16 protein-coding genes are annotated in these 21726 nt (G+C 66.6%); 10 read left to right on the top strand and 6 right to left on the bottom strand.

The annotated features are described in order from the left end of the window. The first annotated feature begins 5 nt into the window (after positions 1-5). The 4 genes from AC3WR5_RS19595 to AC3WR5_RS19580 all read left to right on the top strand — a co-directional run bounded on the left by AC3WR5_RS19595 (position 6) and on the right by AC3WR5_RS19580 (position 8114). Positions 6-1706 carry a polysaccharide biosynthesis/export family protein gene (locus AC3WR5_RS19595; protein WP_492486479.1) on the top strand — a complete coding sequence of 567 codons (1701 nt, stop codon included), beginning with the start codon at positions 6-8 and terminating at the stop codon, positions 1704-1706. Positions 1707-1766: 60 nt separating this feature from the next. After that, complete coding sequence (locus AC3WR5_RS19590; protein ID WP_492486478.1) at positions 1767-6056, top strand: hypothetical protein; 4290 nt, start codon at positions 1767-1769, stop codon at positions 6054-6056. A gap of 47 nt (positions 6057-6103) precedes the next feature. Continuing rightward, on the top strand, positions 6104-6886 hold the full coding sequence (locus AC3WR5_RS19585) for a sulfotransferase family protein (protein ID WP_492486476.1): 783 nt from the start codon (positions 6104-6106) through the stop codon (positions 6884-6886). A gap of 124 nt (positions 6887-7010) precedes the next feature. Continuing rightward, on the top strand, positions 7011-8114 hold the full coding sequence (locus AC3WR5_RS19580) for a glycosyltransferase (RefSeq protein ID WP_492486475.1): 1104 nt from the start codon (positions 7011-7013) through the stop codon (positions 8112-8114). 35 nt (positions 8115-8149) lie between these two features. Here the strand turns inward: AC3WR5_RS19580 and AC3WR5_RS19575 are convergent, their stop codons facing one another. The 3 genes from AC3WR5_RS19575 to AC3WR5_RS19565 form a co-directional block, all read right to left on the bottom strand. Continuing rightward, on the bottom strand, positions 8150-9367 hold the full coding sequence (locus AC3WR5_RS19575; protein WP_492486474.1) for a DUF1501 domain-containing protein: 1218 nt from the start codon (positions 9365-9367) through the stop codon (positions 8150-8152). A gap of 29 nt (positions 9368-9396) precedes the next feature. Beyond that, positions 9397-10860 carry a DUF1800 domain-containing protein gene (locus AC3WR5_RS19570; RefSeq protein WP_492486472.1) on the bottom strand — a complete coding sequence of 488 codons (1464 nt, stop codon included), beginning with the start codon at positions 10858-10860 and terminating at the stop codon, positions 9397-9399. A gap of 131 nt (positions 10861-10991) precedes the next feature. Continuing rightward, complete coding sequence (locus tag AC3WR5_RS19565) at positions 10992-11963, bottom strand: sulfotransferase family protein (protein WP_492486471.1); 972 nt, start codon at positions 11961-11963, stop codon at positions 10992-10994. Between AC3WR5_RS19565 and AC3WR5_RS19560 the strand changes: the two genes are divergently transcribed. The 5 genes from AC3WR5_RS19560 to AC3WR5_RS19540 are packed head-to-tail and all read left to right on the top strand — an operon-like array spanning position 11862 to position 17260. Beyond that, the gene (locus AC3WR5_RS19560; protein WP_492486469.1) at positions 11862-12833 is read left to right on the top strand and encodes a DUF6478 family protein; all 972 of its coding nucleotides are present in this window, start codon (positions 11862-11864) and stop codon (positions 12831-12833) included. The two genes, AC3WR5_RS19565 and AC3WR5_RS19560, sit on opposite strands and share 102 nt — an antisense overlap. Then, a complete protein-coding gene (locus AC3WR5_RS19555) occupies positions 12830-13759 on the top strand; it encodes a hypothetical protein (RefSeq protein WP_492486467.1) in 930 nt (309 codons plus the stop codon). Before AC3WR5_RS19560 ends, AC3WR5_RS19555 begins: the two co-directional genes overlap by 4 nt. 50 nt (positions 13760-13809) lie before the next feature. Further along, positions 13810-15117 (top strand): glycosyltransferase family protein, encoded by a 1308-nt coding sequence (locus AC3WR5_RS19550; RefSeq protein ID WP_492486466.1) that lies wholly within the window; start codon positions 13810-13812, stop codon positions 15115-15117. Further along, complete coding sequence (locus tag AC3WR5_RS19545; RefSeq protein WP_492486464.1) at positions 15114-16100, top strand: hypothetical protein; 987 nt, start codon at positions 15114-15116, stop codon at positions 16098-16100. Before AC3WR5_RS19550 ends, AC3WR5_RS19545 begins: the two co-directional genes overlap by 4 nt. Further along, positions 16097-17260: a glycosyltransferase gene (locus AC3WR5_RS19540; protein WP_492486462.1), complete on the top strand. Its 1164-nt coding sequence runs from the start codon at positions 16097-16099 to the stop codon at positions 17258-17260. Before AC3WR5_RS19545 ends, AC3WR5_RS19540 begins: the two co-directional genes overlap by 4 nt. Positions 17261-17272: 12 nt before the next feature. On the opposite strand, the gene AC3WR5_RS19535 is transcribed toward AC3WR5_RS19540, so the two are convergent. After that, on the bottom strand, positions 17273-17572 hold the full coding sequence (locus AC3WR5_RS19535) for an antibiotic biosynthesis monooxygenase family protein (protein ID WP_492486460.1): 300 nt from the start codon (positions 17570-17572) through the stop codon (positions 17273-17275). A gap of 168 nt (positions 17573-17740) precedes the next feature. On the opposite strand from AC3WR5_RS19535, the gene AC3WR5_RS19530 reads away from it, so the two are divergent. Further along, complete coding sequence (locus AC3WR5_RS19530; protein ID WP_492486458.1) at positions 17741-18880, top strand: 3-deoxy-7-phosphoheptulonate synthase; 1140 nt, start codon at positions 17741-17743, stop codon at positions 18878-18880. A 101-nt stretch (positions 18881-18981) separates the two neighbouring features. Here the strand turns inward: AC3WR5_RS19530 and AC3WR5_RS19525 are convergent, their stop codons facing one another. After that, positions 18982-21315: an ATP-binding protein gene (locus AC3WR5_RS19525; RefSeq protein WP_492486456.1), complete on the bottom strand. Its 2334-nt coding sequence runs from the start codon at positions 21313-21315 to the stop codon at positions 18982-18984. 108 nt (positions 21316-21423) lie between these two features. Then, entirely contained in the window at positions 21424-21705 is a 282-nt protein-coding gene (locus AC3WR5_RS19520) for a BTH_I0359 family protein (RefSeq protein WP_492486454.1), read from the bottom strand. Between the last annotated feature and the right edge of the window lie 21 nt (positions 21706-21726).

Below are 21726 nucleotides of genomic sequence, written 5' to 3'. Positions count from 1 at the left end.
ATGTCATGACCAAGTCTTTTGTCATCGCTTCGCTGACTGCCCTGTGCGTCATGGTGGTGTCGCCCCTCGTGCAGGCACAGCAGGGCATCACCTTGCCGCCGGGGGTGACGCTGGGTGCGCAGAGCCCGCAGGGTTCCGCAGCGCAAGGCGTGGTTCTACAGGCTCCCTCTGTGACGCCACCGCCAGCCAGTACGCCTTTGCCAGCCATGCCGAGTGATGGCGGGATGGGCAAGCCGGTGGTGTTCGGTTCGCAGATCTTCAGCGGCCGCTTTGCGCAGTCCAGCAGCGGCTTCAATCCTGACTACCAGATCGCCGTCGGTGACCGAGTCAGCATTCGCATGTGGGGCGCTGTCACCCAGGATGGCGTGCAGACGGTCGACGCGCAGGGCAACATCTTCCTGCCGAACGCTGGCCCGATTCGCGTGCTGGGTGTGCGCAATGAAGACCTGAACCGGCAGGTCGATGAACTGGTCAAGAAAACATTCAAGGCCAACGTCGGCGTTTACGCGACGCTGGAGGCAGCCCAGCCGGTGAAGATCTACGTCACCGGTTTCGTGCGAGCTCCGGGCCTCTATGGCGGCCTGTCGTCGGACACTGTGCTGACCTACCTCGACCTGGCCGGCGGCATCGATCCGGACCGTGGCAGCTATCTCTCGGTGCAGGTGCTGCGCGGCGGCAAGCCGCGGGCAACGTTCGATCTCTACCGCTTCCTGCTTGACGGCAAGATCGACCGCATTCAACTGCAGGACGGCGACACCATCGTGGTGAAGCCGCGCCAGTACGCGGTCATGGTGCAGGGCGAGGCCCAGAATGCCTACGTGTTCGAGTTGCCCCGGCAATCGGTTCCGGCATCCGAGATTTTTGCCCTGGCGCAGCCCAAGGCGGATGCCACCCATCTCAGCATCGTGCGCAACACCGGGGTGGAACTGAAGAGCGAGTACTACCCGCTGGGCAGCGCCTCGAATGTGCAGATCCAGAGCGGCGATCTGGTGACCTTTACCGCCGACAAGTACGCCACCACCTTGCTGGTGAGAATCGACGGCGCGCAACTGGGTGAGCGTGCCCTGGTGATGCCCAATGGGGCAAAGCTCAAGGATGTGATCGCACGGCTGTCGCCTTCACCGCAAGCTGACCTGAGCTCGCTGCAGCTGTTCCGAAAGTCCGTGGCTGTGCGGCAGAAACGTTCGCTCGACATCTCCCTGCACAACCTGGAAACCGCCGCGCTGACGGCACGTTCTTCGACCAGCGAAGAAGCAGCGCTGCGTCAGGTCGAAGCCAACCTGATGCTTCAGTTCATCACCCGGGCCCAGCAGATACAACCCTTGGGTCAGGTGGTGCTGAGTGATCGCGAGCAGGCCGATCAGCTGCCGCTGGAAGATGGTGATCTGGTGGTCGTGCCTGAGCGCAGCAACATGGTGCTGCTCAGCGGCGAAGTGCTGTTCCCGAACGCGCTGGTGTACCAGCCCAATGCGGCGGTGGACGACTACATTGCCCTGGCTGGCGGCTACACCCAATCGGCCGACACCTCCAAGCAGATCCTGTTGCACCGCAATGGCAGCGTGGCGCCCCCCGGCACCACGCCCAAGCCGGGCGACGAGATCATGATCCTGCCGAAGATCGAATCCAAGAGCATCGAGGTGGCGCGTGGCATCACGCAGATCCTTTACCAGATCGCGATCGCGGCCAAGGTGGCGATTGGGTTCTGATCACGCTGCACGCCAAGCGCCTGGCTGTGATGGCGAGCCTCACCCGGCAAGGGCACTTTCATGATCTTCTCGCGCGCTCGATCAACCCAAGGCAAAGGTTCTGCTGCGCCATCTGCTCGAATCGTGCTCGAACAGCAATGGCCTGGCCTGCTGGTGGGCTGGTCGGCGGATGCCGCATTGGCTCCGGGCAACCTTGAGTTTCTGCATCAGGGCAGCCTGCTGCCAGAGGTTGTCGTCTGGCGGCATTCGCGCGCCGACGTGCGTGCAGCGATCGGCGGCTTGGGGGAAGACGGCTACGGCTTTGCTTGCTACCTGCCGGGCCATCTGGTTGGACGGGCAGCCAAGGGTGAGTTGAGTCTGCGCCAGGGCGATCTCGAATTGCCCTTGGCCCGTGGCGGCACGTTCGATCAATGGGCGGCGTTTTTGCGAGAGCAACCCTCGGGCGATGCTCGCGAAGAGGCGCTGCTGTGGTTGATTCATCATGTGGCGGAAGCAGGTGGTCCGTCCAACGTCCTGTCCCCGGACGGCGCGGCCTGGCTGACGCGCGAGGCGGGAGAGAGGTTCCTCGCCGGTGAGCTGGTACCGCAAAGCCGGACAATGCCCGGTCAACTGCGTCAACCAGTGCGGGGGCAGGTGGAGGCGCTGAACGGTCTTGTGCTCACGGGGTGGGCGCATTTCGATCGGGCCGCGGGTCGCCGACTCGGCGTGAGGACGCCCAGCGGCTTGTTGCTTGCCGGCGTGATTCGCAACCATCGCGATGATGTTCGGCAGGCCTTGGGCCTCGCAGACCCGATGCTGGGATTCGAACTCGAGTTGCCGCCGGAGATCTGGGCGCAACGCGACACACTGGGCGCGTGTCAGTTGCGCGTCGCGGTTGATTTCAGATGTCTGCCCGCGGCTGCGGCTTGGCGCATCGATCTCCCGTACCTGATCGGCCATTGGGAGCGTTTGGCTGCCTCCTCCCTGGAGGCGCTCGCTGCGCCCGAAACCCAATATCAAATCATGTTGGCGTTGGAGCACCTGGTGCCGGCAAACGTGTGGGGCAGCCTGCCATCCGCGGTGCAAGGTTTCGCCCGCGAGCAGGCGGAACGGTTCAGGCTCACCGGACTGCTGCCAGCAGCGTCGATGCCTGAAGTGCGGACCGGCAGCGCCTTGCCCTCCACCGGTGACGCGGCGCTGTGGGCGCTGCAGCGAGACTTCAATGCCGAGATGGGCCTGCCTGATGCGACGCCCGCCAGTAGCTTGGGTGTCGTGCTGGCCCGGCATGGCGTGCCGGGCGAGGTTCAGGATCGATTCCTGCTGGGGCTGATTCCGGTGTTTGCGGGCATCCGTGAATACGCCAGCCTGCGGCCCTTGCTGCCCAGCGCAAAGCTGAGGAATCAGAGGCGAAGTCATGACACCTGGCTGCTGTCCCAGTCGCTGCCCGAGTTGGTGGCGACGGCAGATTACAAGGCCGCTGCACGCTTGGTTGACCGCATCATCAAACGCATGTCGGGTTGGCTGAACACCGAGTGTGTGGGTCAGGCCGCTGGCGATCTTCTGCGCCATGCATCCGGTGCCTCCATCGTGAGCACAGAGTTCCACGCATTGGTCGACCGGCTGCTTGACTTGTTCGAGGCGCTGGGCCGGGCCGGCTACTGGGGGCGCCTGCACGATGCGCACATCGTGGATGCACAAGTCTCGTTGCTGTTGATGAACACCATGCTGCCGGTGCCGATGGCCAGCAAGGTACTTCAGTCCTGCCTGCGCTTGTTTGCGCTTGTGCCTGATTTCTGGGACCGGCTGGATGTGCGTTGGCCGATCAACCTGCCGTTGCCCAGCGTGCTGGTGGTGGCCAAGCGTGATTTTGAGGTGTTGCGGCAGGGGTTGGGCACCCGTCTTGTGATCGAGCAGGCGCGAGGCTTGTTGCTGCAATTGCAGCCGTTCTCGGCAAACGGCAATGTGGATGCGCCGCAGTTCGCGCGCGACATCCTCCAGGCAGCAATGAGTCAACTGGCCCCAACCTCCCCTGGTGCCATGCAGCCGCTATGGGCGGCCCTTGCAAGCATGGGGCAGTCCGAACCTTTGCGGCTGGCAGCGCATCCGCTGCTTCCGGAGGGGCTGCTTGCCGGGCGCGACGATCTGCCTGATCGCGTGCGGGCGGTGAGCGGTGTGACACCGCTGAACGGGCGAAATGAGTTGCGTGCGCTGCTGCTGCAACTGCGCCAATGCGAGGCGGATGCTTTGCCGGCGCTGCCTGCTTTGACCGCGTGCCGGCGGCTCAATGGTGTGCAGCATGATTTCGTGGGCATCTTGATGGCCGCGCTTCGCTGGCGGTTGGGACTGTCAAGATGGGATGACAGGCAAACAGCAGCTGAGTTGGGAGAGCTTCGCGCAATGTGGGTGGCTGCGCACGCGCAACTGCCCGTCACACCTGCAGGCGTGCTGCCCGCTGCGCTGGCACAGGCGCTGTTGCTGTTGCATGCCGCTTCAGGCGTCTCGACCGGTGTGGAGGGCGTTGTTCAGGAATGTCGGTCGAGGCTGCCCGCCACCGACGACTTGGCCTTGGCGGTCCCGTCATCATTGGACCTTCAGCTGGCGGCGCCTGGTCTGCTGTCGCGTACCCTGGTGGTCGTCTACTCCTGCCGCGCCAATCTTGCGACGAGGGTCCAGCGCATCCGGGAGACCTGGGGCCAGGATCTGACCGCGCGCGGCATTTCTTGGTTGGTGGCCGTGGGCGACGGGCACAACCTTGTCGAAGCGGATCGGGTGCTCGGGCTGAGCGTGGGCGACCACTACGAGGACCTGCCGGCCAAGAGCCTTGCGCTCATCGAGTGGGTCTGGCGGCACACCGACTTCGATCACCTCTACAAGATCGACGATGACTGCCATCTGGCGGTGGACGCGTTTTTCGATCTTTGCCCACATTTGGGGGCGAACTTCCTCGGACGGCCACTGCACCGGGGCGAAGGCGCAACCGACAGGCGTTGGCATCAGGCGAAGTCACGCGATCCGCGAGCTGCACAGGCGATCGACAAGTCACCCGAGCCCTCGCTGTATGCTGATGGCGGCACAGGCTATTTGCTTTCGCGACTGGCCATGGGACGGCTGTGCCTGCTGTTGCGCACCACGTCCGGTGCCCGGCTGACGCGCAGTGCATTCATGGAGGACAAACTCGTTGGCGATTTGTTGCGGGCGGCCGGCGTGCCGTTGTCGGATGCGGGGTATGAGACCCTCTTGCGGCGCAAGCACGGCCCCGGCGCGGTTCCAGTCAACAGCTGGCAGAACCTGTTCTACCCAGGGCCGCTGAGCCCCACCCTGCTGACCCATCTCGATGACGCGGATGCCATTGAGACCGTCCATCGAGGGGCTGCGCTGCCGACCCTGAAGCCGTCGCGGATCTGGCCCACTTGCCAGGCACCCGATCTGTCCGAGAAGAACGGGGGAGCGCCCTGCCAGTTGGAACTGCTGTCTTCCGTGGCGGGCATTCAGGCACTGCACGAACATCACGGGGTGGTGGTCATTGCCGTTGCCCGCAATGAGCGGCTGCTGGTTCGGCACTTCCTGGCCCACTACAGAAGCCTGGGTGTCCGGCATTTCGTGTTGATTGACAACCTGTCCGATGACGGCACCCGTGAGTTCCTGCTGTCGCAGCCAGACGTGGTGCTCTATTCGGTGGACTCGGAGTATCGACACTCCCGCTACGGCGTTGCATGGCAGCAGGCCGCTTTGGCCGCCCATGGCCTGGGGCGCTGGGCCGTGCTCGCGGACCTCGACGAGTTCCTGGTGTACGAAGGTTGTGAGCAAAGGCCTCTGGTGGATTGGCTGCAGGCCCAGTCCGACCTGGGTTTTGATGGTGTGCGCGGCGGCATGGTCGACATGTATCCCGGGGGGCATCTGGACAGCGCCGATTTCGAGCGCATGTCGCCGTTCGAAGCTGCACCCTACTTTGACCGGCAGCCGCTGCTGGCTTGGCGGCTGGGGAGTGGGTGGTATTCCAATGGCCCAACCTCGGTCAGCTCGCTGCGACATCGGCTGATTGCCGGATCGGCACCCAACCAGTACACCTCGCAAAAGCTGATTGCCTTGCGCTACATGCCTTGGGTCCGCCTGTCGCAGGGCTTGCACTATGCAGCAGGCCTGAAAGTGGCGCCGGAGCCGGCCTGGTTCGCGCATTTCAAGTATCACGCTGGTTTTGCGCGCAAGGTGCAGGAAGAAGTCGCCCGCAAGCAGCACTTCAATGGCGCAGAGGAATACCGCCAGTACATGTCCCTCGTGGCCGAAGCCTCTGGGGCGCTGTTCTCCGAGTCGCACTCGGTGCGCTACGTGGACAGCAGTTCCTTTGCGGGCTTACTGCCGCATGCGGGCTAAGAGGGAATTGGTGTCAATTGGCACCAGGATAGGAAGAACCCGAGACCATGGCAGCTGAACCGTTTTTCCTCGTGGGCTGTGTGCGGTCCGGGACCACGATGCTTCGCAACCTGTTGCGTTGCCATCCGAACTTGGCTTGTCCTGAGGAGACGCATTTCTATCGCTGGGGCGAGCCTATGGGAACGGAGGGCTTGCGGCGCATGCTGTCGACGAATCCGGTGCTGCGTCAACATCGGCGCATTGACGGCATCTGGGAAGAAGAGTTCCTGCGCATGTTGGACCGCAGCACCTCCCGCCCCGATCTTTACGAGCGTTACATGCAGCGATACATCGGGCGCAACAAGCCTCAGGCCACGCGATGGTTCGACAAAACGCCGCAGAATGTCTACGGCGCGATGCTGATGGCCTGCTCAATGCCGCAGGCGCGATTCGTCAACATCGTGCGCAATCCACTCAATGTCGTGGCCAGCCTTCGGCTGGGCAAGGTCATGAAGGTTGAGAGCCTGCAGGGCGCCATCAACTACTGGACCGAGGCCGAGCACATCATGCGAGGCCTGAAACATGCATTTCCAGAGCGTGTACTGGAGATGCGCTACGAAGACCTGATGGCAGACGTGTCAACCCATACGCAGCGCCTGTTGGCATTCCTTGGGGAGCCTCACGATCCGGCCTGGTTTGCAGGCTTTGTGCTAAGCCCATCGGACCATCGAGATGCCGAGGTGCTGTCGCCCGAAGAGACCTTGACCGTGCAACAGGCTTGCCAAGCGGGCATGCGGCGGCATGGCTACCTCTCCGACCTTGATGGCGGGAACGCCAAGACCGCGGCCTGACGGTTTGCCGCAGCCTGTTGCACAAACGAGCATCACGGCAGCGACGCGACCTCGCGTCCTGCTGGTCTGCTTCAATCGACTGGCGCCCGCAGACCAAGGCAATTCCCGGCGGGTCCTGCAACTGTTGAGCATCTACCGCAGCGCTGGCTGTGAAGTTGACCTGCTGTATCACGCGGATGAAGGCCATGACCTCGGGTTGTCCCAGGCCATGCATGCTGCCTTCGCGTTGGTAAGGGTGGTCCCGTCGCACGCCAGCAAGCGTGTCGGGGCGGATCACATCTGCCATCTCGCAGACTGGTATGACCCGCTGCTGGCGGCCGCGGCCCTGGAAATGCATGGACTGCGTGGCTACCGGGCCGTGCATGTCAACTACATCTGGTATGCGCCCTTGCTCCAGTGCTTCGGCCCTGAGGTTGCCAAGGTTCTGGACAGTCACGATGTCTTCGCGGATCGGGCCACCAAGCACCAGGAAGCGGGCTTGCCGCCCGCCTGGTTCAGCACCACGCAAGAGGAGGAGGACCGCGCTTTTGCCATGGCCGATGTGGTTCTCGCAATTCAGCGGGAAGAAGCGCGCGAGATGGCGACTCGAGGGCACCGGCACATCCTGTACCTGCCTTGGACGGAAACGGCCATGCGGGAATTCGTGGCTCGGCCCGGCGGCCCACGCGAGGGGGAGGTCGGCCATTTGCTGACGCTGGGTTACCTTGGCAGCAGCAACATGTGGAACGCGCGCAGCCTGCAGGCTCTGGTACAGGCGCTGGCGCCGTTCGCGCGCAGCGGGCAAGTGCCGTTTCAGATCATCGTGGCAGGCAGCCTGGCCTGGCACGCCATGAAGCTCGGCAACATACCGGGCTTGGTGCCGCACGGCTTTGTCAACGACCTGCCTGGCTTCTACGCATCGGTCGACCTGGCACTCAACCCCATGGTGGGCGGCACCGGGCTGAAGATCAAGACGGTGGAGCCGCTGGCCTATGGCTGCCCGGTGCTCGCCACGCAGGCCGGCATCCATGGCTTGAGCCAAGTGTGGCAATTGCCGGTGTTCGAGTCGCCTGCCGAAATGGCGGAATTCCTGGTCATGGAGCTGGCGCCGCGCGCAGCGGAAGGCCTGGGCCGGCTGCGAGAGCAGGCATTTCGCACGCGCGTTGCCTGGCAGGCAGAGTGTGACCGGCAGGTTGGCCAGTTCATGCGGTGGCTGTCCCATCGTCTGCGGTTGCCTGCCCAGGCCTGATCGGCATCGCAGCGCTTGCCGCTGCCGGGGACCGCTCAGGCACTCAACAAGCCATCCCAGGGCTTGATGGCCGGCGAACCGGGGAAGACCTCGCGTTCGATCACGGTGCTGGAGATTTTCAAATGGTCGCCCAGCAGGGCTTTCATGGGCGCGCGAATGTCGACCGTCACCTTCAGGTCCCGGCCCTCGAAGCGCTGCGCAGGCGAGAGACCTGGCCAGTCGGCGATCACTCGCCCGCCGCGAACCGCGCCCCCTAGCAAGAAGGACGCGGCTCCGGTGCCGTGGTCGGTTCCGCGCGTGCCGTTGACTTCGACCGTGCGGCCGAATTCGGTGGCAACCATGACCACCGTTCTTCGCCAGGCATCCTTGGCAGCTGGTGCTGTCAGCCCTGCGCGCAGGGCGGCCAGCCCGGCGTCGAGTTGCCGCAGGTTGGCAGACAGACGACCCTTGGGCGCGGCTTGGTCGGCATGGCTGTCCCAGCCTTCGATTTCCAGCACGGCGACCTGCGGCCCCTGGTCCTGCGCCAGAAACTCGGCTGCGCGTGTGCAAAGCGCCGGGAACGCTGCGGCGGCTTTGCCGCCGGCCATGTCACTGGCCATGGCGTCGCTTTCGGGGCCCTCGCGCAAGCCTCTGGCGCGCTGCAGTGCGCCAGCCAGCGCCGCGTCGTCGCCATACATGCGCGACAGGCGCTGCAACAGGTCATCTGGGGGGTCTGGCAGGCGTGACGGTGCCCAGGTGTCGATGTTGCGGCTGCCGCGCAGCACCAGCGGCACGGCCGTGTTCATGGCCAGACCCTTGCGAGCGTCCGCCTGAAGCGCACGCCCCAGCCAGCCGTCCTTGAGCTGGTAAGGCTGCGTGCCACCGGACTCCAGCACCTGCTGGGCGTCGAAGTGCGAGCGTTCGTGGTACGACAGGCCGACGGCGTGCAGCACAGCGGCTTCGTTGCGCTGGTACATGCCGTGCAGTTCGGTCAGCGCCGGATGCAGCGCGAACACGCCTTGCAGCGGCAGCGGCGCGCTGGCGTATTCGGCCAAGGGACCGCGAGCGCTCGCGAAAGCCGGGTCGCCGATGGCTGGCACCGCATACAGGCCGTCCAGCCCGCCGCGCAGGATCACGAAGGCCAGCCGCGGGCCGCCAGGCTGGCCGGGTCCGGCCAAGGCCAGCGTGGACGCTGCGCCCAGCAGGGCACCTGCGCCGGCGGCGAGCAGCAGGGCACGTCGCGAGAACGAAGGGGATGAGTCGAGTGAGGGCATGACCATTCTCCTGACGAGGCGCGGCAGCTTCAGCGGCGCTGGAATTCGGGCGACATCAGCAGCAGCGACAAGGCCTGTGCGCCATCTGCTGCCCGGGCGAGTTGCTGGCCGGTCTCTGCGCTCAGCAGCGGCCCCATGCCGTCCCGTGCCAGCAAGCGGGCGTCCAGCGCGGTGCCGAAGCGGGTCACCAGCCCAGTGCTCCATTCGATGCGCTTCCACAGCGCGTCCGGCCCCAGCCAGTCCTCGGCCTTGTCGGGCCAGCCTGCAGGCGAGGGTGGCTCGTGCAGCACCTGGCCCATCACCGAGACCTGCCCGTCGCGGGCGGGCTGCAGCCAGCGCTGGTCCAGTCGCAGCATGCGGGCGCTGGAGATGGCGAATTCTTCGGGCGTCTTCAGCTTGACCAACTGCGGCTGCCATGCTTGCGGCGAGGCCAGCAAGGCCTGGTACATCGCTGGCAGCTCGCCCTGGCTGTCGAGGTAGGCGGTGGCCAGGCGGCTGACCAAGGCGGGCGGTGGATCATCGGCGACGAAATGCCGGGCCAGCTTGGTGGCCAGGAAGTGCGCGGTTGCCGGGTGCAGCGACAGGTCGTGCAACACCATGTCCAGCGCCTGCTGGCCCGCAGGGTAGGTCTTGCCAAGCAGGTGCTTGTCGCCGGGCTCGTGCCGGTTCGGCTCGAACGCCACCGGCGTGCTGGCATCTGCGCGGTCCGCCGTGGTCCAGCCTGTCAGCACGCGCGCAAATTCGGTCACGTCTGCCTGGGTGTAGGCGACCTGCCCGTTGCTGCCAGGTCGGCTGCTTTCCGCACCCAGCGTGTGCAGTTCCAGCACCTCGCGCGCCAGGTTCTCGTTCAGGCCAGTGGCCTTGGGCTTCTTGTCGCCCGCAGGCTGGCGCATCGCGGCCCGCGAATGCGGGCCCACCGAGCGCTGGTTGTCCAGGTAGCGAAGCATCGCAGGGTGAAGTGTCGAGGCGCGCAGCAGGTCCTGGAACTTGCCGGCGATGTGGGGGCGGATCGCGTCGCGCTCGAATGCGCCGACCAGGCCGCGGACCTTGGCCGCCTGGCCAGACACGCTGAAGTGGTTGATCCAGAACAGCGCCAGGCGTTCGGCGAAAGGGCGCCTGGTTTGGCTGGCGGTCAGCAGCCGGGCGTAGACGTCCTGTGCCGCGATGTCGCGCTGCGCTTCGCGGGCGGCGGCGTCCACGCGATTGGGATCATCCTTTTTCTTGCCAGGGGACATCTCGGCACGCGCCTTGGCATGGGCGGCCATCGCGGCTGCATCCGGAATCGCCACGCCCTGGCGTGCCGCCTTGCGGGCGGTTTCGGCGCGCGCCCGCATCGCTTCAGCGGTGCTGGCCAGCGCTTCGCCCTGCTGTGGGTCGGCCGGGCCGATCTGGGCCTGCAGCCAGGCCAGCGGGTCGGGGCCGACCACGGCCAGATCGGGCTCGCCCAGGCCAAAACGGTGCGCGGCCAGGGCTGTTTGAAGCGAAGGGGACATCGGTCACTCCGGTTGCGGTCCGCAGGCCATCTCCCGCCGACCGCTGCCTCGTGGCAGACCGTCCCCAACGTTTGAAACCCCGGTTGCGCCGACACGGCGATCAGGCCGGGCCTTCGGGGTCATGCCTGGGATCAGGCCTTGGGCTTGGCCTCGTGGCCTTCGGCGGCTGGCTTGGTCACCCGTGGCGGAGTGGCCGCCTTGCGTACAGCCTTGGGGCCGGCGTCGGGCTTGCTCGACATTGAGTCTGGGGGCGCCGAACTTGCTGCGGCATGGGCCTCCCGCCGCTTGAGGCGCGTGGCCTCGCGTTGGCGCTCCGCTTCCATTTCCTCTTCGGTGCCGTAGCCGTGCATCAAGCGACCGGTCTGGCACAACGAACGGACCTTGGCGAGCTCCTCGTCCGTCAGGATGCCGGCATCCTCGTGCCGCACCTCCTTTGTCACCACGTCGGCAAAATGCGCCGCATCGAAGGGCTCGCCAAGAAAGGCCAGCACGTCTCGAATGCCATCCAGTGGACTGGCCGTGAACGCCTCATAGTTCAGCGTGAGCACGCGCTTCGGGTAGGCCCGCTGCAGCAGTGCCAGGTTTTCGATGGCCTCGTTCCAGTAACTGCAGGCACCGACCAGGTCGTCCATCTTCATGACCTTGCCGATGCGCAAGCTGGCGACCACGTTGACAGGGTTGCGCACGATGTGCAGGAACTTGCCGCGTGGAAACTCGCCGGCCAGCATCGCTGCGCCATAGGCGTTTTGCGGTGACTTGTCGAACCAGCGCTTGGCGGTCGGCTTGCGCACTTCGGCAAAGCGCTGGATGTAGCGCGTGCACAGATCGGCCCGGCTGGTCGAGTCATTCAACATGGTCTCGAATTCCGCCTCGCTGATGCCATCCAGTTCGCGGTGGCGGCGAAGGACGGGATTCTTGGTCACCACATGCCGATAGCCGGGGCTGCCAAATGGATCGCTCCAGCGGAAGAAATGGGTTTCCTCAGGGCTTGCCAGATTGGGATGCAGCCGCAGGATGTTGCGCAGCATCGTGGTGCCAGAACGAACGCAGCCAATGATGAAAAATGGCGTGTTGGAGGGCCGAGGGGAAGCGGCAGACGTCATGGAGGGTTCAGATGGGGGCGCAGCCGGGCATGCGTTGGCAGCATATCATCGCGACTCGGCACGCTGCTTTCCATCGAAATCCCGTCGAGAGGCCTGCCATTGACCCGGTTTGAGGTGACAAAGTTGAAACCAGTCGATCCATCACGCGTTGTCAAGCTGAGGCAGCTGACGCTGGAACTGCGTTCATTGCAGGATCGCATGAACAAGACAGTGGAGGAGCTGTGTGCGCTGGTGGGCGCCGGACCCTGGCAGCCGTTTGACGAGCCCGGCGTGCGGCAAGAGCTGTTGTTTGCGCCCCCATGTTTCCATGCGCCCGAGGCGGTGCCGGTCCGCCAGCAACCGGACAACGGCGCCGAGGTGGCTGCGGGCTGCGTGCTCTACAGCGACCGCCGAGGCGGCTACCTGCAGGTCTTGCAGCAACCGCTGGCTGTGGGAACCGATGTCACCGCGGGTTACAGCCTGGTTGTGCAGGTCGCCGAATTCGACGGGACTTGGCTGTCACTGGTATTCGACGCACAGCCGCTGCTGGCCCAGAGCCGTGCTGGCAAGGCACAGCTCAGGCTGTCGGCGCAGGCGCTGACCGAGCCTGCGATGCCGGTCAAACTGCGCTTGAGCTGGACGGCCAGCGGGCAGAAGCAGGAGCGCGACTTCGAGCTGCATGCCAATGCCCACATGAGCTTTGAAGCCGACCTGGGTCACTGGGTGCCAGCGGAAGTGTCACAACTTGCTTTCCACGTGATCTTCACGCCTGCGGCGCGCAGCACGCTGAGCTTGCGTCGGCTGGTGGCCACACTGGTGGTCGATGAAGTCGCGCTGCCGGTGGTGGCCGCTGCGTCCGATTCCGATGGCATTTTTGAGGTGGCGCCGTGAGCGCCGCCGCGGTGACGGCGCGTGGCGCGCGCATCGACTGGGGCAAGGCCCGTGTGATCGGTTTTTCAGTGCCTGCCGATGCCGGCGAAGTGTTCGACGTCGTCGAGCTCGCGCTGGACGACCGTGTGGTGGCCACCGCGGTGGCCAATCGCTCGGTGTTCGAGCTGGCGCAGGCCCTGGCAGGGCTGCCACTGCCGTCGCGCGAAGCGTGTGCGTTCGAGCTGCGCGTGCCTTCGGGCAGCCTGCTGCCATCGCAGTTGGGCCAGGACAGCGTCCGGCTCACGGTGCGCAGCACGCGTGGCGACCTCGTGTTCGAACATGCGCTGCAAGGCCCGCAGGAATTGCTGCACATGGCCGACGGTGCGCCGTTGGACCTGCTGTACGAAGTGCAGTTCCGCGGTGTGCGCGATGGCGCATTGCACGGGGTAGTGCTGGACAAGCTGGGAAGCGGCAGGCAGCCAACGCTGTACTGGCGACTCAACGAAGGGCCCCCGGAGCGGTTGTGGCTGGACAGCGCTGGCGACGCGCGCGCGCATTTCTTCCTCTGTGACCTGCCGGTCAAGGTGCTGAGCGAAGGGCGCAATCTGCTGCACGTGACCGGCCGCGATGGCCAGCCGCTGGCGGTCTACCCGATCCAACTCGGGGCGCAGGGCGAGAGCGAACTCCAGCGCCGCGTGGTGGCGCTGGAGGCCCAGGTCGGTTTCCTGAACCACTTGATGATGTCCCAGCCCAGTGAGGCTCTGCCAGCCCGGTTGGCGCTGCTGAAGAGCGAGATCGTCGGCATCTGCTCCGAGATGCTGACGATGCAGCGGGCCAACTTCGAGCGCGAGGCCCTGGCTGCGGTGGAGATGGCACTGGCCGCCCGCGCAGCGCCGGCAAGCCCGCCGCCGGCGCTGAGCCGGCTCGGCCTGCGCCTGGGCCGATGAGACGGCGCCAGCCGGCGACGCCGAAACAGGCGGCTGTCGCTGAAGCGAGCGTGTTGCGCGCTCGTCGCCGCCTGTACGTGTTTTCGCCGCTGCCACCGCAGCGCAACGGCCTGGCCGACTACTTGGTCGAGTACCTGGCCCTGTTGGCGCAGGACTTCGACCTGCATACCGTGACACAGGCCCGGTTTCTGCCGGACGCGCAGCAGGCGCTGGCCGCGCTGCCGATCACGGTGCTCAGCGAGGCGCAATTCCTGGCCCTTCAGCCCGACCCCGCAGCGCAGACGCTGTTCAACCTCGGCAACAACGGCGACTGCGTCTACATGCTCGATCACCTTCGCGCCTTCCCCGGCGCAGTGATCGTGCACGACGTGTCCTTGTTCTACCTGCACCAGCTGGCATTGCAGCGCGCCCGGGCCGACAGCCTGTTCGGGCATTGGCTGGCGGAAGAGGGTCATGCAATTCCCGGTGAGTTCCTGCAGCGTGACGGCGCGCTGCACAGCACGCCCGGCTTGCTGTACCAGGAGTGCCTGATGCTTCGCCGAGTGGTCGGCTCCGGGCAGGGCGTGATGGTGCACACACGCTATGCCGAGCGTCGCCTGCGTGGGGCGGTTCACGGTCTGCCACTGGGCGCCGAGCAGGGGCGCCCGTTGCTGCGCATGCCGCACTTCGTGCTGCCACCGCCGACACTGCCGGCGGATCGTCGCGCCGAGGTGCTGGCGAAGTTCAGCGTCTCGGCGGATGCGTTCCTGATGCTGGTGCCGGGCTTTCTGACCGGCAACAAGATGCTTTACGAAGTGCTGGCTGCCTTTCGTCAGGTCCAGGCGCAGTGCCCTGGCAGCCAGCTGCTGTTGGCTGGCGAGGAGCGGGCCGATGAATACCCGGTGTCGCAGCGCATTGCCGCCTGGTGGCCCGAGGGTGATGGCCCCGAGGTCAGTGGTTACCTGGACGCAGAGGAACTCGACGTGCTGCTCGGTCGTGCGGACCTGTCCTTCGTGCTGCGCTACCCGACCTATGGCGAGTCGTCCGGCATCCTGCCGCGCGCGGCACTGGGTGGCGGGCAGGTTTTGACTGTCGACATCGGCGCCTACCCCGAGTTCCAGTCGCCTCAGGTCCGGACGGTGCCGGTGGGCGGCCCCTGTGTGCCTGCGCTGGTCGAAGGCATATTGCGCGCCTTCCGCCAGTGGCAGGGTGACACCGCGGCTGCCCGCGCGGGTCGGCAAGCCGAAGAGGCCACGCGGCAACAGGTATTGGCGCCCGCGCTGCTCTACCCGGGCCTGCGCGATTGGCTGGATCAGTCGTGGCGCATGGCGCAGCCCGTGGGCGCGGCTCCTGCACCGACCGTGGGGGCCGGATCTTGAGCAGCGCTGAAGCCTGGCTGGACCTGATCGCCGCCGCATTGGTGCCCGCGGCCACCACCGCCGGGCCGGCCGTGGTCGTGCACGAGGACCACCGCTGGCTGCCGGTGCTGGAGCAGGGCCTGCCCACCACGTGGTTGCAGCCTCACCAGTCGCCGTGGGCGGACTTCCATGCCGCTGCGCATCGCCTGCCGGCGACCCGCCTTCGCCTGGGCCTGGACAAGCGCGCTGGCGAAGCGCTGGAATTGGTGCGGCGCGCAGCACTCGGCTTGCTTGTTCTGCCCCACCGTGCCGAATCGCTGCAGGCCCTTCAGCCCTTGATGGCTCAGCTTCGGTTCGATCAACCCTGGCTCGTCGCCGGCAAGGAGGACCTGCCGGCTTGGGACAGTGTCGAGGGTGCGTCGCGTCAGTGGCTGGCCTTGCCCGCGCCCAGGGGCTGGCGGCTGCTGGTGGGCCGTCCGCTGGCGGCGGCAGGGCAGGCATTGCGGCTCGAAGCGGGCTATGAGCTGTCGCTGGCCAGGCGTTTGCTGGCGGCCTCGGCGGGCCGCGCACCGGCAGGCCTCTCTTTGCAGGCCTCGGAGTCAGGGGCATGCCCGCGCCTGCAGTTCCGCCCGGTCGCGGTGAATTGCATTGCCACGCTGGCCGAGCCCATGCTGCATCATGTGCTGGTGCAGGATCGCGCCGTGTTCGGGCCGCGCGGCGAAGCCAGCGTGGTCCTGCCCTGGGCGGCGGCGAATCGCGCACGGCTGCTGCTGCGCAATGTGCGCAGCCGCATCGACGATCTGCATGCCGCGTTTCAGGGCCTGGACCTGCCGCCGGCCGCGGTCCACTACACCGAGCACGGCGCGCTGGTGGATTTCACGTTCCCGGCGGCCAAGCCTGGCGGGCAGGCCTTGCTGCACCTGACCTTGCCCCCGACAGCCTTGCCACCTGACGACTTCTGTGACATCGGCGCCGCCGAATTCAGCCTGGAACTGCAGCCATGACAGTGCAGCGGCCCCGTGTCCTGCTCGTGACCTTCAACCGCCTGATGCCGGCCGACCAGGGCAACTCGCGGCGCATCATGCAGCTGGTCGGTGTCTATCGCCGGCTGGGTTACGAGATCGACCTCGTCTATCACAACGAGGAGGGGCTGGACGCAGGGCTCTCACAGGCCATGCAGGCCGAGTTCGGCCGAGTCCAGGTGCTGGCTTCGCGGGCGTCCAAACGCATTCGCGAGGGCCATTACGCGCTGTTGTCCGACTGGTACGACCCGGCGCTGGCGCAGGTCTGCCATGAGATGCACCGCCTGCGCGGCTACCAGGTGGTGCACGTCAACTACGTCTGGTATGCGCCCTTGTTGAAAGGCTTTGGCCCCGAGGTCGTCAAGGTACTGGACAGCCACGACCTGTTTGCCGAGCGCAGCGAAAAATACCGTCGTGCGGGCATGAAGCCGAGCTGGTTCAGCACCACGCTGGCCGAGGAAGACAGCGCGTTCCGCATGGCGGACGCGGTGCTGGCGATCCAGCGCGGCGAGGCGCAGGAAATGGCGGCGCGTGGGCATCGTCATGTCCTGTACCTGCCTTATGTGGAAGCGCAGGTTCGCCCATTCGAGCCGCCGGCGCAGGTGCCGCGGCTGAGGCTGGGTTACGTGGGCAGTGGCAACGACTGGAATGTGCGCAGCATGCAGGCCTTTGTTGCCGCGCTGGCGCGCAAGGCGCCGGTGCTGCCGTTCCAGGTCGCGGTGGCGGGGGGCATCTGCCGCCATGTGCGCGAGATGCCGGGGCTGGTCAACATCGGCTTCGTCAAGGAACTGGGCGGCTTTTACGACGCGATCGACCTGGCGCTGAACCCGATGGTGGGCGGCACCGGCCTGAAGATCAAGACCGTGGAGCCCTTGTCCTTCGGCAAACCGGTGCTGACGACCCCGTCCGGCGCAGAAGGCCTGGCCCACCTGTGGACGCTGCCGGTGCTGGACTCGCCCGAAGCCTTGGTGGACTACCTGTTCGACACGCTGCTGCCGGACCCGGTGGGCTGCCTGGCAGCGCTGCACACCCAGGCGGTGAGCAGCCGGGCCGCGCTCGACGCGGAGTACGCCCAGCAAACCGGCCGTTTCTCGCGCTGGCTGGCACAGCGCGTCAGCGCCATGGCCCTGGCCAGCGCCTAGGGCCGTTTCCGTTCAGGACTGCGTGACCAGCTCGAAGTGTTCGACCGTGGGCGGGCTGGCGAAAAACGGGCCGACGATGGCACGCCAGTCGGCGAAGGCCGGCGACTGGCGAAAGCCCACGGTGTGCGCTTCCAGCGTGTCCCAGACGATCTGCAGCACATAGCGCTCTGCACTCTCAATGCCGCGGTGAACGTTGAAGCGCTGCACGCCTTCCACCTTGCTGATTACCGTGCTGAGGGCCGTCTGGATGGCTGCTTCGAAAGCGGCCTGCTGGCCCGGATGGATGCGGATGTCCGCGAGTTCGAGGATCACGCTGAGGCTCCTGAAGTAAAAAAGCAGCGAGACGGAGAAAGTCTGCTGTGACAAAAGACGAAGGCCCGCGGGCCGCTCGTTCTGGGGCCCAGTGTGCCGTGCGCCGCACGGCGCTGGGCCGGCGGGGATAATCGCAGGCTTTTCCGGCCAAGCCCACAGGAGCCCGCGTTGAACCGTCCCGATGACTGGCAGCATGATCACGAAGTGGGCGGCGATTCCTTGCTGCCCCCGCCCGCCACCCACGACACCACGCGGGTCGACGACCTGCGCATCGGCGCGGTCCGCCCGCTGATTTCGCCCGCCTTGCTGCTGGACGACATGCCGGCCCCGGCTGCGGCGCAAGCGGTGGTCGAGCAGGCTCGCAACCAGCTGGCCGCGGTGCTTTCCGGCGAGGACGACCGGCTGATCGTCGTCGTCGGTCCGTGCTCCATCCACGACCACGAGCAGGCGCTGGCCTATGCACGCAAGCTGCGCGTGCTGGCCGACGAACTGGCTGGCGAGCTGAAGATCGTCATGCGCGTCTACTTCGAGAAACCGCGCACGACGGTGGGCTGGAAGGGCTACATCAACGACCCCCGGCTGGACGGCAGCTTCCGCATCAACGAAGGCCTGCGCCGCGCCCGCCAGCTGCTGCTGGACGTGGCAGCGCTGGGCCTGCCGGCAGGCACCGAGTTCCTGGACCTGCTGAGCCCGCAGTACATCGCCGACCTGGTCTCCTGGGGCGCCATTGGCGCACGCACGACGGAGAGCCAGAGCCACCGCCAGCTGGCCTCCGGGCTGTCCTGCCCGGTGGGCTTCAAGAACGGCACCGATGGTGGCGTGAAAGTCGCGTCTGACGCCATCGTTGCCGCCGCCGCGCCGCATGCCTTCATGGGCATGACCAAGATGGGCCAGGCCGCCATCTTCGAGACCCGCGGCAATGCCGACTGCCACGTCATCCTGCGCGGCGGCAAGCAGCCCAACTACGGCGCCGAGCATGTGCAGGCCGCGTGCGAAGTGCTGCGCAAGAGCGGGCTGCGCGAGCAGGTCATGATCGACTTCTCGCATGCCAACTCCGAGAAGCAGCACCGCCGGCAGATCAACGTCGGCGAGGACGTGGCCGCGCAGATCGCGGCTGGCGACCGCCGCATCACCGGCGTGATGATAGAAAGCCACCTCGAAGAAGGCCGGCAGGACCTGGTCGCCGGCCAGCCACTGAAGACCGGCGTCTCCATCACCGACGCCTGCATCGGCTGGGCCGACACCGAGCCCGTGCTGCGCACGCTGGCCCGCGCGGTCGCAGCCCGCCGCGCCCGCGCTGCCGCCTGAAAATTCTTCGATGCCCCATTCGAGGCGCTAGCCGATCAGCCATCGCCGCCGCGGCTTGAATCCGCGCTCACCACCGGGCGCCCTGCGGGACGGCGCGCAGTTCAGCGCATGAAACCAATGCCGCGGCGCTGGCGCACCTCGGGCTTGACCCGGTGTTCACTTTCCAGCTGGGCCAGGAATTCGTCTGGTGCAAAGGGCGCGCCGAGGATCTGCACCTGCTGCTGCACGGCGGCGAAATCGCCGGGTACCAGTTGGTCCAGCGCGGCCAGGCGCTGGCGCTGCTCGCCGGTCAGCGCCGCAGCCTCACCCGCCAGCGCTTCGGCGGCGAACATCTGCTCGCGCTGCTCGGGCCGCAGCGCCAGGAAGCGCACCTTGAAGGCAAAGCGCCGCAGCGCCGCCTCGTCCAGGTCCTCGAACAGGTTGGTGGTGCAGATGAAGATGCCGGCGAAACGCTCCATGCCTTGCAGCATCTCGTTGACCTCGGTCACCTCGTAGTGCCGCTCGGCCAGGCGCCGGCTGCGCAGGAAGCTGTCGGCCTCGTCCAGCAGCAGCACCGCCTCTTCGGCCGCGGCTTCCTCGAACATGCGCGCCAGGTTCTGCTCGGTCTCGCCCACGTATTTGCTGACCAGGTCGCTGGCCTGGCGCTGCAGCAATGGCTTGCCCAGCTCGGCCGCCAGATGTTCGGCCAGCGCGGTCTTGCCGCTGCCGGGCGGGCCGAAGAAGCACAGCGCGCCGTGGCCGCGGCGGCGCAGCGCCTCGATGATGGCGGCCGGTGCGAAGCGGCTTTCCAGGTTCAGCAGGCCAAGCTGGTAGTCGGTGACGATGCTGCGCGCCGGCCGGCCGCCGCCAGCGTCGTGGCCGAGCGCCTTGTCGGCATGCGCCAGCTGGCGCTCGATCAGGTATTCCATCGTCGGCTGGCCGGCATGGGTGGCCGCAGCATGGCTTTGGGCACCGGCGCCGGCCAGCTGTGCAAAACGCACGGCGGTGCGCAGCTGCGCCGGGGTCAGGCCGCGCCGGCTGGCGAGCTTGGCGGTGAAGTCTGCACTCACATTCGATCCTGCCAGCGCACGCATCACCAGCGCCTCGCGCGCGCCCGGTGGTGGCGAATTCAGCTCCAGGTGGTACTGGTAGCGGCGGCGGAAGGCCGGGTCGATCTGCTCGATGCGGTTGGTCACCCAGATCACCGGCACCGGGTTGCTCTCCAGTACCTGGTTGACCCAGGCCTTGCCGGAGACGCTGGCGCTCGCGCTGTCCCCCGCGTCCAGCCTGGCCAGCAGCTGCGCGGTGTCGCCATGCAGCGGCGGGAACACGTCTTCCACCTCGTCGAACAGCAGCGCGACCTGCGCGTGGCCCTTCAGGAAGGCCTGGCTGATCTGCAGCGAGCGGTAGCGGTCCCGGCCTGAGAGTGCGTTGCCGTCGCGGTCGGCATGCTCCACCTCGTACAGCGCCAGCCCGGCAGCCTGGGCGCAAACCTTGGCCAGCTCGGTCTTGCCGGTGCCGGGTGGCCCGTAGAGCAGGATGTTGACGCCCACCGCGTGCTGCGCCACCGCCTCGCGCAGCAGCCCGGCCAGCACCTGCACGTCGTCGGCCACGAAGGAGAAGTCGGCCGGCTTCAGTTCGGTGGCGCGGGCCGGGCGGGTGAAGACGGCCATCAGGTCGTCCGGCCCGCGGTATTCGCGCATCAGCACCGTGGGCAGCTGTTCGCTGACCTTCATCAGGTCCGCCAGGTCGGTCACGTTGTGTTCGGAAATTAGGTTCTCGACCATGCCGATGCGCTCCAGCCGCGAGCCGGCGCGCAGCGCCTCGGCGACTTCGCGTGCGTCCACGCCGGCCACGCGCGCCAGCGCCGCGTGCGCCTCCTGCGCGCTGGAGACCTTGAACTCCAGCAGCAGCCCGCGCAGCTCGCGCTGGTAGCGTGCCAGCGTGCCGTACAGCAGCAGCGCGCGCTCGGCCGGGTTCAGCTGCAGCAGCTGGCCCAGAGCGGCAATGTTCTGCTGCACCAGGGTCGAGTGCTTCTGCAGGTCGCGCGCCAGCCAGTCGGCGGTGGCGCTGAGCACGGCCATCAGGTCCTTGGGCGTGTCCTTGAGGTAGTCGTCCAGGTAGAAGAACAGCGTGCCTTCTTCGTACGGGCCGTTCCAGGCGCCGTGGCGGGCGAGGAAGGTGGCGTCGTCCAGCCGCTCATGGCCCAGCCAGGGGCCTTGTGGCAGGCCGCGGCGCTGCAGGAAGCGGCGCAGGCGGTGCAGCACCGCTTGCGGCCAGACCAGGTGGCGGCCCGTCAGGCTCAGCAGCGCGCTCCAGTCGCGCCGCAGCGGGAAGCGGCTGACCTGGGCCAGCGTGAGCGCGAGCACGAAATGCGAGCACATGCGGTCCAGCACCGGCGCCTGGCTCAGGCCTGGCGACAGCAGCAGCTGGGATTCCGGCACACGTTCGACCATGGATTGCCTCGCAGCAACGGGCCATGCGGCCCGGCGAGGCCGATCTTGGCGCAGCCGTGAGGGGTCGGCAAGCCCCGGGCGGCCTGCCTTCAGCTCGGCAAGATGGCGTCAGTGCAGCGCCATCGGCTGCTGGGCCAGGCCGGCGTAGGTCGCGACAAAGGCTTCCAGCGTGTCCTCGTCGGCCTCTTCCTGCACCAGTGCCTGGGCGCGGGCGCGGAAACCACGGGCCAGTTCACCGTCGAGGAAGACGCCCTTGCGGGCCGCTTTGTCGACGATCTCGTAGCCGCTGGTGCCGCTGTCGGAAGGCTCACCCGCCTGGGTGCCGCTCGCCAGCTCGGCCACGTCGATCTCCAGCACGGCAAAGCTGTCGGAGTTGTAAAGCATGTGCATCAAGGCGCTCCAGTGGGGGTC

Source organism: Ideonella sp. FW305-24 (assembly GCF_058788035.1).
Note: the sequence above shows the minus strand (reverse complement) of the source record. Positions and strands in the feature narration are given on the sequence as shown.